Here is a 16,044-nt window from a genome sequence, read left to right on the forward strand (position 1 = left end):
TGATGTGGTTTTGTTTTAGTCGACTAAATTCTACCAGTTAGGTTATCTCTTTTTCTATCTTTTTTTACAAAAAAAGTGTCAGTAGAAAATCCGTAGATTTTCCACCAACACTAACTATTGTAGAACCAAAAAACTGAAATAATATGAGTACAATACTGTTTCAACTTTTTTTGCAGCTTTTTATTCATTGACTGATCAAAAGGATCTTGTTTACGTACTCTCAAATGATTGAATGGGCATTTGATTATATAAGATACAACGGTACTTTCTTCTAGACAATATCATCTTATGCAAATAATACTTAATGATTAGTAGAAAAGCATAATATTTTAGAGTATTTAGGAAATAATTACTTTAATGCACGTTCTATAGCAACTCCAAGCTTTTTAAGTTATGATAATCAGAGAAAGCGGACAAGGAGAACGACAATGAAAGAACAATTACTCGCGTACTTGCAAAATCAAACAGCTTTTTTCTCTATCGAAAATGTAAGCGATGTCTTTACTGCGAAAGATATTGCCGAGAAGTTTTCCGTCAAGAGAAATACCATCAGTCACTACTTGAATCAGTTAACGGAAGAAGGTCGCCTTGTGAAAATTGCGACCCGACCCGTTTATTTTTTTCATAAGCAGGCATTTGAAATCCAAAATTATCCTTTAACAAAAAACGTGTATGATAGTCTGGCTGCTGTGGCGGAAGAAAAGCCTTTCTTTGATCAAAAAGAAGATTTCTTTTCCAGTGTGATCGGTAGCAAAGGTAGTCTGGCAGAAGTCATTGAACAGATCAAGATGGCAGCCTTCTATCCAAATGGCGGGCTTCCCTTCTTATTGACGGGAGAAAGTGGAACTGGGAAGAGTTTTCTCGTAAAAATGTTCCATCATTATTGTGTGGCAAATGAATTACTAGAAAGTGATGCTCCGCTGATTACGATCAATTGCGCACAGTATGCCAATAACCATGAGCTATTGACGAGCAATTTATTTGGACATGTAAAAGGAGCCTTCACTGGCGCAGAAGAAGATCGTGCTGGTGCTTTTGAAGCAGCAGACGGTGGAGTCCTCTTTCTTGACGAAGTTCATCGACTGAATGCTGAAGGACAGGAAAAATTATTCACTTTTCTGGATCAGGGAGTTATCTATCGAATGGGGGATACGGGCCGGCCAATCTCAGTTGATTGTCGGTTGGTGTTTGCGACCACCGAAGATTTGAAACAAACATTTCTAACAACCTTTATTCGGCGAATTCCGATCCAAGCGACACTGCCCGCTTTAGAAGAACGGACGGTTTCCGAAAGGAAGCAGTTGATTTTGCAAGCATTTATTGAAGAACAAAAACGTATCGGTTTGCCGTTAGAGCTCTCACCTCAAGTAATCGAAATTTTAACGACCAGTCATTTTTCTGGGAATGTCGGTGAATTAAAAAGTACAATCAAAATTATTACGGCCAAAAGCTATACAGCCAGTTTAAAACGAGAAGTAAAAAAAATAGCAGTCACTGTGTATCATTTGCCAGAACACTTACTGCAACTGACAGAAGAACCTAATGAAATGGGGACAATCCAACCGGTTCTTATTGATAGCCAAACTCAAATCCAGCAGCTAACTGCGGAAAGTGAACCCGAACAACAAAAGATCATTCAAACGTATGAACAGATCTTACTTAATTATGTCCAAGCAGGGCAGGACTTTGCGGCGGCAGCCGAGCCTATTTCAAAAGTGATCGAAAGGCTTTTCGAAAATTTATTGTTTGATCATAAACAGGAACAAAAGCAGCGGACAATGATTTTTGTGACAGAGCATGTTCAGCGAATGATGGAGCAGATCGAGCATTCTTTTCAAATCAGTTTTAATGGTAGCATGGTTTATACAATCAGTTATTATTTATGGTTGCGGAGAAATGTGGAGTGGCTGCCGGATGATCAAGACAAACTTTTATTGACAGAAAATCTATTGAAAAGTGTGAAAAAGCATTATTCTACAAGTGACCGTTACACAGAGAATTTGTTAGGCCTAGTGCAAAAAGCATTGGATATCGAGTTAACAAGTATGGACCGAATCATTTTTACACTTTATATCAATGATATGGGGTATTTCAAAGATTCATCGCTCCCCCGCAGCATCATAGTAGCCCATGGTTACGCAACCGCCAGTAGTATCGCGAATGTTGCGAACCGCTTATTGAATGAATCGGTTTTTCAGTCTTTCGATATGCCATTAGAGGTCACGCCCAAACAGATTGCGGAAAGGGTTACCACCTATATTCAGAAAAACGATGTTTCTAATGGGCTCGTTGTCTTGTTCGACATGGGATCTTTGAAAGAAGTCTATCAATATATTCCAGAATTGGCGGTTCCAATTGTTATGATGAACAATGTAACGACAAGTGTAGCCCTCGCTGTGGGGGAGTGTATCCAACAGAATATTTCGTTGAGAGAAATTCCAGAGCGAGTAAATACCTTTCACCAAAACGAATGGGAAATCATTCTTCCAAAAGTGAAAAAAGAGAAAGTTGTCATTACAACTTGTTCAACCGGAATTGGAACTGCTGTTCAAATCTCTACCTTATTAGAAAAGAGTATTCCTGATCATTTACAGATTCGGATCCTTCCTTATGAATTCAACCAGCTGGAAAACAGTGAACATATAAGACAGACATTGGCAGCGTATGACATTGTTGGTGTTGTGGGAACCACTAAACCTCGCCAAGAGCTGGCTCCTTTTATTTCTTTAGAAGAACTAATTTCGGGTGCTGGGACAGAGGTGCTATTAAGTTGGCTAAAAGAAGAATTGGATGAAGAGATGATTGCCTATGTGAACAATCAATTAGTAAGAAACTTTTCATTGGATCGAGTGATTCAATCGGTAACGATTCTAGATACAGAAAAAGTGATTTCTCAAATGGAATTTTTCGTGGGAAATCTGGAGCGCATGTGGCAGCAACGGATCGCCAATGATCGCAAACTCGCGTTGTTTGTCCATACGAGTTGCTTAATTGAGCGTCTTATTCGAAATGAAGCCATTGATACTTATCATGCCAGCGACACATTACTCCAGTGTCATGAAAAACAGCTGAATGAGATCAAAAAAGCGTTTAGTGTCATTGAGAAGGTTTACAGTGTCGCGATACCGAAATCTGAAGTTTGCTACATCTATGATGTTTTGTTTGGAAACACTGATTCTTCAATGGTTGAAGCGGATTTTTAATCGATAAGAAAAGCGTGCCACTTTTTTTGGCACGCTTTTTGCGTTTAGTAAGATGTAACTTGGAGCAAAGTGAGGTGAAAGCAGTGGAACGACTCGTTATTTTAGCATCCCACGGACGATTTGCATCAGGAATCTTGCATTCGTTAGAACTTATCTGCGGTAAAAAACAATCAGTCCTTGCGATTGACTGTTATGTGGACGAAGCATTTGATCTAACGACAACGGTAGATACCCTGATGGAAACATATAAAGAACATGAAGTGATCGTTATCACAGATATTTTTGGCGGCAGCGTGAACAATGAATTTTTGCGTTATATCCAACAACCCAATTTTTATTTAATCGCAGGTTTGAATTTGCCATTGTTGATTGAATTGACGACACAACTTCAAGGGGGAGGTGCAATTTTAGAAACGATCCATCAAGCGCTGGCAAATTCGAAAGATATGATCCAGTTTTGCAATGATAGTGTAGCAAAAGAAATCGAAGAAGAAGAATTTTAGGAGGGACGACATGATTATTTTGACACGAGTCGATCATCGGCTATTGCACGGCCAAGTCGCATTTTCTTGGACCCAAAATTTAGGCGCAGATTGTATTTTGATTGCCAATGATGATGTACTGACAAATGATATTCGTAAGACAACGATCAAATTAGCAAAACCGCAAGGCGTAAAACTGGTGATCAAATCAATTGAGGATTCAATTCATGCCCTGCAAAGCGGTGTGACGGATAAATACAAATTATTCATCGTAGTTGATTCCATCAAAGATGCGTATAAGTTAGCAGAAAACTGTCCAGAGATCGACAAGATCAATCTCGGTGGGATCAAAGCCAAAGAAGGCTCTAAAAATATTGGCAAAGCAGTCAATGTTTTACCAGCAGAAGAAGAACTCTTGACAAAAATGGTTGCAAAAGGAATCGCTGTCGATATCCGTCAAGTACCTTCGGATAAAAAAGTCGCTGTCGAAGATGTTTTATAAAGAAAGGAGAAAAAGAGATGCTGCAAGCAATATTACTTGGAATTGTTGCATTTATTGCGCAGTCTGAATACGCATTAGGAACGTCATTACTGTCGCGTCCGATTGTCACTGGATTGTTTACAGGAATCGTATTGGGGGACATAAACACTGGAATTATTATGGGTGCAACACTAGAGTTAGCGTTTATCGGCTCATTTTCTGTCGGTGCTTCTATTCCGCCAGATGTCGTAACCGGAGGGATTCTGGGTACAGCTTTCGCAATTACGGCAGGAGCGGGAACCGAGACGGCTTTACTGTTGGGACTTCCAATCGCCACATTGACCCTTATCTTGAAAAATGTTTACTTGGGGCTGCTTATCCCAATGATGAACCAAAAAGCCGATTTATACGCGGCAGATGGAAACTACAAAGGTGTAGAACGAATGCACTTATTAGCAGGTTTTGGCCTATCTCTGATGTTAGCCCTTGTAGTGACGATCTCCTTTATGGTAGGCAGCAATACGATTAGTAAATTATTGGCTATGATTCCAGCATTTGTACAGAACGGCCTATCTGTCGCAACTGGTTTGATTCCAGCCCTTGGGTTTGCCATGTTGGCTAGGTTACTGATTAACAAACAAGTTGCACCGTACTTCTTTTTAGGTTTTGCATTAGCAGCTTATTTAGAGATTCCTGTTACAGGGATTGCAATCTTCGGAGCAATAACGGCTGTTGTAGTCGTGAATTTAAGAAACATTCGTGGACAAGGGCAATCTATTCAAATGACTTCAGGGGAGGTACTAGATGATGATGAAGACTTCTAATGAGAAATCCGAAATTACCAAAAAAGAGTTGAATCGTGTCTTCTGGCGTTCATTTCAAATGGAGTTCTCATGGAACTATGAGCGACAGATGAACCTAGCTTATGTCTATGCGATGATTCCGATTTTAAAGAAACTCTACAAAACAAAAGAATCGATGGCCGATGCGTTGAAACGGCACCTGGAATTTTTCAACACGACCCCGCATATCGTCACGCTTATTTTAGGAATCAATGCGGCGATGGAAGAAGAAAATGTCAATGATCCAAATTTTGATTCTTCAGCGATTGATAACATCAAGACCTCTTTGATGGGCCCTTTAGCGGGAATCGGAGATTCCTTCTTTTGGGGAACATTGCGGCTAATTGCTACTGGGGTAGGAACTTCATTGGCATTACAAGGAAATATCCTAGGTCCGATTCTGTTTCTAGTGATTTTTAATGTTCCTCATCTACTATTTCGTTATTTTGCGACTGGTTGGGGATATAAACTTGGGACAGGATTTTTAAAGAAAATTCAGGAAAACGGTTTGATGGAAAGTTTAACCTATGGCGCTGCAATCATTGGTTTGATGGTCGTAGGAGGAATGACCGCTACGATGATCGATATCAACATTCCGTTGCAGATTGGTTCAGGAGAAAATGCAGTTACGGTTCAAAGCATCTTTGATGATATCGTTCCGAAAATATTGTCATTGGGAGCCTTTGGGGCTGTCTTTTATCTTTTGAAAAAAGAAGTCAAGCCGCTAATTATTCTGCTGGGATTAGCAGTCGTAGGTATTTTGGGATCCTTGATTGGACTCTTTTAAGGAGGAATTGTTGTGGCAACGATGATGGACTATATACAAGAAGAGCAAGCAACACTAGTTGAGATCTTGCAGGGGTTTGTTCCTAAAAAAGAAGAAAAAAGAGCTGCAATCGAGAATTTACTGATTTTGGCAACGGGCTCTTCTGCCAATGCCTGTTTAGCAGCAAAGTACGCAATGGAGAAATTAGCGCAGATCACTGTCACGATTGAAGAGCCATACCACTTTAATCATTACGGCCATCTTTCTAAAGAAGTCGAGACAGTTTTGGCGGTTTCGCAAAGCGGAAAAAGTGCTTCTACGATAGATGCAGTGGCGCAGTTGTCCAAGCAAGATATTTATACGATCGGTTTAAGCAGTGATCCCGAAAGTCCCCTTGCTCAAAAAGTTAACGAAAGCATTGATCTAGGAACTGGGATCGAGACCGTTGGATTCGTGACCAAAGGATATGTAGCAACAGTATTGCAACTCTATTTAATGGGGGTATCTATTGGCTACAGCAAAGGTATATTATCCGACGACCAAGTGTCGATGATCAAAAATCAGTTAGAGGAGATGATTGAAGCCATTCCTCAGGTCATTGCTAAGACAATTGATTTTTTTGAGAAAAACGCAAGTATTTTTAAACTAGCGAACCGTTTTGTAGCAGTCGGTTATGGACCAAACTGGGGAACCGCTAAAGAATTTGAAACGAAGTTTACGGAAACCCTACGAGTCCCTTCTCAAGGATTTGAATTGGAAGCATATATGCACGGGCCATATCTTGAAGCAAACCATGAACATGTGCTTTTCTTTATTGAAGCTCCTAGCCTAAATCAATCAAGGTCCCAACTATTGCATGATTATATCGCTTCTTATGTGGGAAAAGCTTATACGATTACCACAGCAACGGCAAAAAATTCCGATACACTTGGGCTGGATGTTGCATGTGAAGAAACGTTTTCTTCTTTGCTCTTAGTTATTCCGTTCCAAATTTTCTCCTATCTTGGGGCTGCTGCTAAAGGGATCGATTTGAGTAAACGTATTTTTGATGACTTTGATCAAGTGCTAAAAAGTAAAATTTAGAGGTGGAAAAGATGTTGAAATTTAATGAACAACAACAAATTGATGATATTCAAGGAATGTTAGCGTTACGTCCAGAAGTTGAAAAATTAGTCGACGCCATTGACGAAAATGGCTTTGATGCGATCTATTATCTAGGAATTGGCGGTACCTATGCTTCTGCGATGCAAGCTGTCACTTACATTAATGGAAAAAGTGACTTACCGGTTTACGTCCAACATGCGGCAGAATACTATACAACCGGCAACCGTCGATTGACCAAAGACTCATTAGTCATCTTGTCCTCTGTTACCGGAACCACACAAGAAGTGGTAAAAACTGTCGCAGAAATCAAAAAAGTAGGAGCGACATTACTAGGATTTATTGATACAAAAAGCAGTATCTTAGCAGAACAATGTGACCATGTCATCACGTATCCTGCACCAGGAACAGAACAAATCAAATTTTTCATGGTGGCAGATCGGTTAATGAAAAATCACGGAGATTTTCCTGATTACGACGCCTACTATCAAGAATTGGATCAATATTTAGCGAAAGGGTTAGTGGAGGCTGAGAAACAGGCGGATGAATTTGGGCGAGCATTTGCGGAGAAACATCGTCATGATGCGATGCATTATTTCATCGGTGCAGGAAATCAATGGGGCGCAGTCTATTCTTACGCCATGTGCTACTGGGAAGAACAAAGCTGGTTGCGTTCAAAATCGATCCATGCTGCTGAGTTTCTTCACGGAACTTTAGAAATCATTGACGAAACCACACCTGTCACAGTGTTTTTGGGAGAAGACGAGCAGCGCCCATTATCAGAAAGAGTTGCTAAATTATTGCCAAGAATTTGTGGAAACTATACATTGATCGATACCAAGGACTATCCTATTTCAGGAATCAGTGAAAAATATCGCGGCCGAGTGTTATCCCACTTATTGATGCATTGTGTGACGCAGCGCATTGATGCCTATGTCGAACAAATGAATTGTCACCCAATGGAAATTCGGCGCTACTATCGCCAATTCGAGTACTGATAGAAAACCAAGAGGAATAGGATCGATAGAAAGATAACCCAAAAGAACACTGAAATATAATGTTTCTATGGAGTGGATAGGGAAGCATCTGAATAAGAAAAAGTGATCTATTCTTAAACACCATAAATGAAGAACACCTGAATTCTTAATTTAACAATGTATAGAGCGTTTCGTTAACCAAATGTTGATGGAACGCTTTTTTGGTATTTATTGGAGGAGCAAAAAGAAACGAAAAGAAAAAGGGAAAGGATTTGAAAGGATTTAAACAGTTACTAAAATTTAATACCTTCTGGATGATAATAAACTAACGAAGTGCAATTAAGTTAGTTTGAAGTTAACGGGAAAAAGAGGGAGGCTGAATCAAAAGGTTTCTAATATTTGTAAAAAATGGGAGCAATCTATCGTCGAAAGACGTTTGAGAAGTGGGAATTCTTCCTAAGAATTTAGACCGAATTACTTTGATTCTTGAAAAGAACATAGCTGAACTACCTAGAAGCGAAGTGTTTTTTGGGGATAGAGATGAGTGTTAAAGATAGTCATGTAGTCTTCCGAACGATCAACAGTGAAGAAGAAAACCCTTATGCATCTTTTCAAGGTGATAATTATAAACAAAAAAATTGGAACAGCATAAATGTTTTCGAAATGCTTTCGCACCAACATTTACCTGTTCCGTGGGTTTGGCACCCAATGGGCCGTGAGGGGCTCGAACCCGCGACCCGCTGATTAAGAGTCAGCTGCTCTACCAACTGAGCTAACGGCCCGTACCAAAAGTACTTCATTATCTTAGCACTCCGTTGTTTAAAAATCAATCATTCTTTTGAAAAAAATGTGCACTTTTTTCAGTTGAAAATCAGGGGTTATCTTAAAAAAACACCATTCGTTCCCCAATTTCAAATGATAGGAAATTCTTAAAAGATTGATCAGATTGCTTTAAAAACTCAGAAAACCGTGATAAAATGTATCTAGTTATCATAACTAGATGATTAGTTTGTGATAATCTAACCTTCTGTTCGTCAAAATGGAGGATGACATGGAAAAATTACAAGCAGACATGAAAAATTGGGGCAATTCATTGCTGAAGTTCCACCTGCCGAGATGGGAAGAATTGCCAACGCTGGAACTGTATATGGATCAGGTGATCACATTGATCGATCAATATTTATCGCCGGTGATCCAAACGGAAAAGCATCCGCTATTGACCTCTTCCATGGTCAATAATTATGTCAAAAAAGGGATGATTCCAGCACCAGAGAAGAAACGTTACAATCAAAAGCATCTCGCATTTTTGATTGCGATCACGATGCTCAAGCAAGTGCTGACGATTCCTGAAATAAAGACGGGGATCCTTTTTCAAGGGAAAGTTGTCGGCATCAGAAATGCCTACAATGTATTTTGTGAAGAACAAGAAAAAGCGATCCACCTTGTCGGCAAAGAAGCGATGGGAGAACCCGAACAAATGACGTCGGAACCGATCCCAATTGAATTAGTAGCCATGAAAGGTGCGACGCGTTCCTTTGCCAATAAACTATTGGCAGAAAAAACGATTGAATTAGAAGTCATTTATTTAGAAACACATAAAGGAGAAGCCCATGAATAAAGAGAAAATTGCCCTATTAGTTGATTCAGGTACCGATGTTCCCGCACAGATCATGGAGCAATACGGCATGTATATGCTGCCATTGCAAATAATCTACAAGGATCGGACCTATACCGATAAAGTTGATATTACTGCGGAAGAAATTTACGAGCGCTTGCCGCAAGAGATCCCGAGTACTTCATTACCTGACGGTGCTGCGATCGGGGAAATCTTTGATCGGATCAAAGCCGATGGGTATGAGAAAGTCTTCGCCGTAACCATCTCCAGCGGATTGAGCGGAACGTTTAACGTCGTTCGCCTGTTAGGTGAACAACGGACCGACCTTGAAGTTTTTGTTCTTGATACGAAAAATATCGGGATCGGTGCAGGGCTGCAAGCGATTCGTGCAGCAGAACTGTTAGAAAAAGGCGTGACTTGGGAAGAACTGCGGGCACAATTAACGAATGAAGTGCCGAAAAACAAAGTCTTTTTCAACGTAGCTACCTTAGAGTATTTACAAAAAGGCGGCCGGATTGGTCTGGTTGCATCCATCTTAGGCAATGCTTTGAAATTGAATCCAATTATCTCTTGTAATGAAGAAGGGATCTACTATACGGTCGCAAAATCTCGTGGACGGAAGAAAAGCTTGGACAAAACCGTCGACTTGATCAAGCAATTTATCGGTGATCATCGCCATGTGCGTTTAGCCGTTGCCCAAGGTGATGCACTACAAGAAGCCAAAGAGATGAAAGCACGATTAGAAGCCGAATTTCCTAAGGTCAAAGAAATCTTATTTGGACAAATCTCTCCCGCATTAGTCGTCCACACGGGTCCTGGGTTGTTAGGGATCGGTATCCAGCTTTTAGAAGAGTAAAAAAGAAAGGCCCCGTGCCTTTCTTTTTTTGTGCTTTCCTTAAGAATGAGGCGGCGGTTTTTGGGAAAGATGAAAAGCCAGTTTAAATAATGTATAATAAGTAAGAAACCAAAAAAAATTGAGGTGACATTTTTGAAAAAGATCCTAGTCGTGGACGATGAGAAACCAATTTCTGATATCGTCAAATTTAATTTAACCAAAGAAGGATATGAAGTATATACCGCCTATGATGGAGAAGAGGCATTAGAAAAAGTAGCCGAGGTCGATCCTGATCTGATTTTGCTTGATCTGATGTTACCAAAAATGGATGGGTTGGAAGTTGCACGGGAAGTGCGCAAAACCCATGACATGCCGATCATCATGGTCACAGCCAAAGATTCTGAAATCGATAAAGTACTAGGCCTTGAGCTTGGTGCGGACGATTATGTAACCAAACCATTTTCAAACCGGGAATTGGTGGCCCGCGTCAAAGCCAATCTGCGTCGTGGCTCGGCAGCTGCGAAGGAAGCAGACGATAACGCCAACAGCGAATTAACGATTGGTGATTTAACCATTCATCCTGATGCGTACATGGTCACTAAAAATGGTGCAGCCATCGAATTGACGCACCGAGAGTTTGAATTGATGCACTACTTGGCAAAACATCTTGGTCAAGTGATGACCCGGGAGCATTTATTGCAAACGGTTTGGGGTTATGACTACTTTGGTGATGTTCGGACCGTTGACGTGACGGTGCGTCGTTTACGTGAAAAAATCGAAGACAGCCCGAGCCATCCAAATTATTTGGTTACTCGTCGCGGAGTGGGCTATTACTTGCGGAACCCAGAACAGGAATAAGCTATGAAAAATAAAGTTCGCTTTTTTCAATCGGTGAACTTCAAAATCGCCCTGACTTTTATCTTGATCTTATTGATTGCGATCCAGATTATCGGGGCGTATTTTATTCGCGAATTGGAAAGAACAACGGTCGATGCCTTCAAACGCGACATGGAGGCACGTGCCAGCACGTTAGTGGTAACGTTAGGCTCTGAATTGAGTCGAATGGATAATGATGACGGTTTAGATTGGGATTCCATGAATGCTTCCTTGAATCGAATCTTAACGAGTACCAACTCATCGGAAATTTTGGAGATGCGGGTGGTGGATGAGCAAGGGATCATTCGTGCAACCACCAATATCAATGATCGTGGCTCGGTGGGAGAAAAAAATGATTACCGTGATTACGATACGAACCGCAGTGAAGTCCTCTATGATGAATCCAGCGGTCAGCGGGTGTTCAATATCGTGCAGTCGATCCAATCACCGACAGGGGATACCGTTTTAGGAACCCTTTATTTACGGAGCAATCTTGAGTCAAAATACAATGAAGTCAGTACGACTGCGGTCATTTTTGTGACAGCCTCGCTGATTGCGGCAGTGATTTCGATCATTGTGGCACTATTGGTCTCTCGTTCCATCACCCAACCGATCGGAGAGATGCGCGAACAAGCGATTCGCATCGCCAAAGGAGATTATAGCCGCAAGGTCGCGATTCATGGGAAAGATGAATTGGGGCAACTGGCGGAAACCTTCAATCAACTAGGGGAACGAATCGAAGAGACTCAAGAAGCGATGGAATCTGAGCGAAACCGCTTGGACAGCGTCTTGTCTCACATGACAGACGGCGTTGTTGCCACCGACCGACGAGGCAAAGTCATTACCATCAATGAGATGGCGATGTCCTTGTTGAATGTCACCAACGAAGAAGCGATCGGGCAGTCGATTTTGACGTTATTGGAAATCGATGAAGAATATACGTTACGAAAGCTTTTGGAAAATCCTGAAGACATGCTGTTGGAGCGTCCTAGCAATGATTTGACGGGAACAAATATGATTTTGCGCATCGATTTCTCCATGATTCGTCGAGAGTCTGGCTTTATTTCTGGGTTAGTTGCGGTGATGCACGATGTTACGGAGCAAGAAAAAAATGAACAGGAACGGCGAGAGTTCGTTTCTAACGTTTCTCATGAGTTACGGACACCATTAACGAGTATGCGCAGCTACATCGAAGCGTTGAGTGAGGGTGCTTGGAAAGACCCAGAAATTGCACCGAACTTTTTGAAAGTGACGTTGGATGAAACGGATCGAATGATTCGGATGATCAATGACTTGTTGAGTCTGTCGCGGATGGATAGCGGCAATTCGCAACTGCAGTTGGAATACATCAACTTCAATGAAATGGTCAATTTCGTGTTGGATCGTTTTGACATGATGGTGACGAATGAAAGCAAAAAATACTTGATTCGTCGGGAGTTCACTAAACGAGAATTATGGGTGGAAGTCGATACCGATAAAATGATCCAAGTGATCGATAACATCATGAATAATGCCATCAAATATTCGCCAGATGGCGGGATCATTACGGTGAAATTGATGGAGACCCATAACAACATCGTACTTAGCATCAATGACCAAGGACTAGGGATTCCGAAAAAAGATCTCACGAAGATCTTTGATCGTTTTTACCGAGTCGACAAAGCTCGTGCCCGTCAGCAAGGAGGTACTGGCTTAGGATTGGCGATCTCACGAGAAGTCATCAAAGCTCATGGCGGTGCGATTTGGGCGGAAAGTCGAGAAAATCGCGGGTCAACATTTTACATCATGTTGCCGTATGAACCGTATGAGGAGGATTGGTGGGTATGAGAATCTCAGAAAAAATCATTCGTGTAGGCTTGATCGTAATGATCGCCTTGAGTTTTTATTTCTCCTATATGATTTGGCTGAATCCGACTGGGTTCAACAATGCCAGCACGGAAACAGATACCGGCGTCAATCCTTCGGTTCAAACCTACAAACAAAAAAGCGATTTGTTTTTGCCCCTGTATTTGACTTGGAATGACGAGGACGCGATCAAAGAAACCAACTCTGAAGCGGTGATTCGTGAGATCCAAGAGGCGATCAATGAGGCAACGATCAGTGATTTGACGCTGCGAACCTATGGCGAGGAACAAGCTTTTTCAAAAGCCCAAGAAGTCAATCAAGGGGTGTCCTTAAACTACTATACAACGTTTTACTTGAAAGATTATGAGAAAACCTTTGAAAAAGAGCTGTCCTTAGAGGACGAAAGTGAAACAGAGGATTTTCCGTTTTCCCGCATCCAGTTTGACCTTGAAGAAAACACGATCCAATTTGTTGATTTTACCCATCAACGAGTGGTGCGAGGCAAAATCGACTGGGACAAAAGCCAAGTAAAACACTTACTAGCAGACAACCCTCGGGAATGGACGACAATGGTGGCAGATGAAGAACGATCCAGCAAGCAATATTATACGCAGGATTCGATCAAGCTGAAAAAATACAGCTACTATTCTTCGACCCAATCTCAGAGCTTGTTTCGAGAAGCCTTTTTCAGCAATCCTAAAAACGTCAAGATCAATGATGAAAGTGTCGATACCTACTATTATGAAGGTGGGCAAAACATGACGGTCTTGCAAGATCAGCAGCAAGTCAAGTTTGAAACTACCACAGACAGTTCCGATGAAACGGATCTGGCGATGTTGAGTGCGGATTATATTATTCGTTTAGGCAACAATTTTGGGACGATCCGCTATTTTGATCAACAAGACAAGCACTTGGATTATCGGGTTTTCGTTGAAGGCTATCCAGTCTTTAGTACTGGTGGTCAAGGGGTGATCAGTGTGGCTTTTTCAGAAAGTGGTCAGACCGGCAGTCGGGAAATGACGATTTCTGCCAGTTTGAACGCGATTCAAGTGCCGATTCCTTCTGAAACCGAGATTGAATTGCCCTCTAGTTTGTCGGTCAAAAATGAGCTGATTGCGGCAGGGGCTGATCCTGATTTATTGCAACAGATCATCGTTGGCTATCAATGGGGGGAGATCAAAGATGCACCACTCGTTGATTTGACGCCTGCTTGGTATGTCAATTATGACTCGTCTTGGATCAGTTATGATGCATTAATGACAAAATTAGCAGAAACGGAGGAGAATTAATTGGATTTTAAACGAATCGAATGGATTTTTTTCCTCGCTTTTCTTGGTCTGAACGTCTTTTTATTCAATGTTTACAGTGAGGCTCGCAGCGAGCATCAGATGGTTTCACAATCAAACCAAACGATTCCTATCGAACAACGCCTCGAGTCTGAGGACATTCGGTATTCTGGCGAATTATCAGATGAGGTCTTGAGTGGCTATTATTTGAGCGGTGAACAGACGGATTTTGATGTGGAGCTACGAAATCCGCAACTCAATACGCAGTTCAAAAGAGGGTCGACGGTCAAAGGGCAGCAGTTGATCCATGTCTCAACCAATGGCTTTTACATCAGTGATGATTCCCAAACGGAAGAAACCGTCAATGGTTTTTTGCAACGAAAAGACCAAGTCCTGTTTGGGGATGAATATGACTATTTGGAAAACCTCTCTGTCTTGAACGCCAATCATCCGACCGTGGTGGCGGTTCAATCCTATGAAGGCATTCCTTTCAATGACAGCTCAAGTCGAATCGATATCACCTTAGAACAAACGGATGATCTATTGCAGATTGCCCGTTACACGCAAACACATATCTCCAATATTACGCCTCTAAGGGAAAAGATGACGGTCTATTCAGAAAAAGAAGCAGTAAATACGCTTTATCTAAACAACAAGCTGCCGAGTCACTCGAAAATTCTCTGGACGGAATTAGCCTATACGATGATTTTGAAGGTTAGGGAAAAAAATGTGTACATTCCTGCATGGTTTATTGCGTTCCAATTAGATGGCGATGACACCATCCAAATCGAAACGGTCAATGCCTTTAGCAATCGGATCATCACGAATAATGCCGTTCAAAAGGTAGAAAATCCATAAAAAAGCGGGTATAATGGAACTCGTTGAAACAACCAGAGAGGAAGTCACGTAAACCATGATGAAGGAAAATGCCTTTCAAGTAAGTATTCTAGCCAGCGGAAGCTCAGGAAATTCGCTCTATATCGAAAGCAATAAAAAGCGGATCTTAGTGGATGCCGGTTTGAGCGGCAAGAAGATCACTTCATTATTGGATGAAGTAGGGCGTAAACCAGAAGACTTGGACGCCATTCTTGTGACCCACGAACATCGAGATCATATCCACGGTGTCGGAGTACTGGCGAGAAAATACAAACTTGATGTCTATGCGAATACAAAAACATGGCAAGCGATGGATCCAATGATCGGTAACGTCGCTGTCGAACAAAAACATATCTTTGAAATGGGAAAAGTGCTGACCTTGGGTGACTTGGACATCGAAAGCTTTGGCGTCTCTCACGATGCTGCAGCGCCGCAATTTTATCGTTTCCATAAAGACGGCAAATCATTCGTGATGTTGACGGATACCGGTTATTGCAGCGATCATGTACGAGGCATTATCAAAGGCGCCGATGCGTACCTTGTGGAAAGCAATCATGACCTAGAAATGCTGCGAATGGGCCCTTACCCATGGAGCCTCAAACAGCGAATTCTTGGAGATCGTGGTCACTTATCGAATGAAGATGGCGCTCTGGTCATGACGGATATCTTGACCGACAATACCAAACGGGTCTATCTTGGTCATTTAAGTAAAGAAAACAACTTGAAAGAGTTGGCGCACTTAACGATGGTCAACACCATGAAAGAACATGATCTAGGTGTTGGAGAAACATTTGAAGTCTATGATACCGATCCTGACAAAGCGACGGAATTATTTGCAATCTAATCGATCAAACAAAGG

14 protein-coding genes and 1 tRNA gene are annotated in these 16,044 nt (G+C 41.5%); 14 read left to right on the top strand and 1 reads right to left on the bottom strand.

The window, feature by feature from the left end; all coding sequences use genetic code 11:
• The first annotated feature begins 428 nt into the window (after nt 1-428).
• From IGK61_RS03735 to IGK61_RS03765, 7 genes are all read left to right on the top strand, one after another.
• Nucleotides 429-3,203, top strand: coding sequence for a sigma 54-interacting transcriptional regulator (locus IGK61_RS03735; protein WP_074536864.1), 2,775 nt, complete (start codon nt 429-431; stop codon nt 3,201-3,203).
• An 83-nt stretch (nt 3,204-3,286) separates the two neighbouring features.
• Nucleotides 3,287-3,706, top strand: a complete 420-nt coding sequence (locus IGK61_RS03740; protein ID WP_074536866.1) for a PTS sugar transporter subunit IIA — start codon at nt 3,287-3,289, stop codon at nt 3,704-3,706.
• Between the two features lie 10 nt (nt 3,707-3,716).
• A complete protein-coding gene (locus IGK61_RS03745) occupies nt 3,717-4,187 on the top strand; it encodes a PTS sugar transporter subunit IIB (protein WP_074536863.1) in 471 nt (156 codons plus the stop codon).
• Nucleotides 4,188-4,204: 17 nt separating this feature from the next.
• Complete coding sequence (locus IGK61_RS03750) at nt 4,205-4,990, top strand: PTS mannose/fructose/sorbose/N-acetylgalactosamine transporter subunit IIC (protein WP_074536862.1); 786 nt, start codon at nt 4,205-4,207, stop codon at nt 4,988-4,990.
• Nucleotides 4,977-5,795 (top strand): PTS system mannose/fructose/sorbose family transporter subunit IID, encoded by an 819-nt coding sequence (locus IGK61_RS03755; RefSeq protein ID WP_170920130.1) that lies wholly within the window; start codon nt 4,977-4,979, stop codon nt 5,793-5,795. The genes IGK61_RS03750 and IGK61_RS03755 overlap by 14 nt, the downstream gene beginning before the upstream one ends.
• A gap of 12 nt (nt 5,796-5,807) precedes the next feature.
• Nucleotides 5,808-6,857: an SIS domain-containing protein gene (locus IGK61_RS03760; protein WP_074536861.1), complete on the top strand. Its 1,050-nt coding sequence runs from the start codon at nt 5,808-5,810 to the stop codon at nt 6,855-6,857.
• An 11-nt stretch (nt 6,858-6,868) separates the two neighbouring features.
• Nucleotides 6,869-7,873, top strand: a complete 1,005-nt coding sequence (locus tag IGK61_RS03765; RefSeq protein WP_074536860.1) for an SIS domain-containing protein — start codon at nt 6,869-6,871, stop codon at nt 7,871-7,873.
• 688 nt (nt 7,874-8,561) lie between these two features.
• Here the strand turns inward: IGK61_RS03765 and IGK61_RS03770 are convergent.
• A tRNA-Lys gene (locus IGK61_RS03770) sits at nt 8,562-8,634 on the bottom strand.
• A gap of 269 nt (nt 8,635-8,903) precedes the next feature.
• Between IGK61_RS03770 and IGK61_RS03775 the strand changes: the two genes are divergently transcribed.
• The 7 genes from IGK61_RS03775 (at nt 8,904) to IGK61_RS03805 (ending at nt 16,029) form a co-directional block, all read left to right on the top strand.
• Nucleotides 8,904-9,470, top strand: coding sequence for a DUF1836 domain-containing protein (locus IGK61_RS03775; RefSeq protein WP_010747605.1), 567 nt, complete (start codon nt 8,904-8,906; stop codon nt 9,468-9,470).
• A complete protein-coding gene (locus tag IGK61_RS03780) occupies nt 9,463-10,323 on the top strand; it encodes a DegV family protein (protein WP_005225280.1) in 861 nt (286 codons plus the stop codon). The genes IGK61_RS03775 and IGK61_RS03780 overlap by 8 nt, the downstream gene beginning before the upstream one ends.
• Before the next feature lie 132 nt (nt 10,324-10,455).
• Entirely contained in the window at nt 10,456-11,160 is a 705-nt protein-coding gene (yycF, locus tag IGK61_RS03785; protein ID WP_010747607.1) for a response regulator YycF, read from the top strand.
• Between the two features lie 3 nt (nt 11,161-11,163).
• A complete protein-coding gene (gene walK / locus IGK61_RS03790; protein WP_074536548.1) occupies nt 11,164-13,005 on the top strand; it encodes a cell wall metabolism sensor histidine kinase WalK in 1,842 nt (613 codons plus the stop codon).
• Complete coding sequence (locus tag IGK61_RS03795) at nt 13,002-14,312, top strand: YycH family regulatory protein (RefSeq protein ID WP_016610546.1); 1,311 nt, start codon at nt 13,002-13,004, stop codon at nt 14,310-14,312. Before walK ends, IGK61_RS03795 begins: the two co-directional genes overlap by 4 nt.
• Entirely contained in the window at nt 14,313-15,167 is an 855-nt protein-coding gene (locus IGK61_RS03800) for a two-component system regulatory protein YycI (protein ID WP_005225285.1), read from the top strand. It abuts the gene before it with no gap.
• 55 nt (nt 15,168-15,222) lie between these two features.
• Complete coding sequence (locus tag IGK61_RS03805; protein ID WP_005231151.1) at nt 15,223-16,029, top strand: MBL fold metallo-hydrolase; 807 nt, start codon at nt 15,223-15,225, stop codon at nt 16,027-16,029.
• Nucleotides 16,030-16,044 lie beyond the last annotated feature (15 nt).

Origin of the sequence: Enterococcus sp. AZ063, assembly GCF_051715045.1 — a bacterium.
In the GTDB taxonomy this organism is placed as follows: Bacteria; Bacillota; Bacilli; order Lactobacillales; family Enterococcaceae; genus Enterococcus_D; species Enterococcus_D casseliflavus.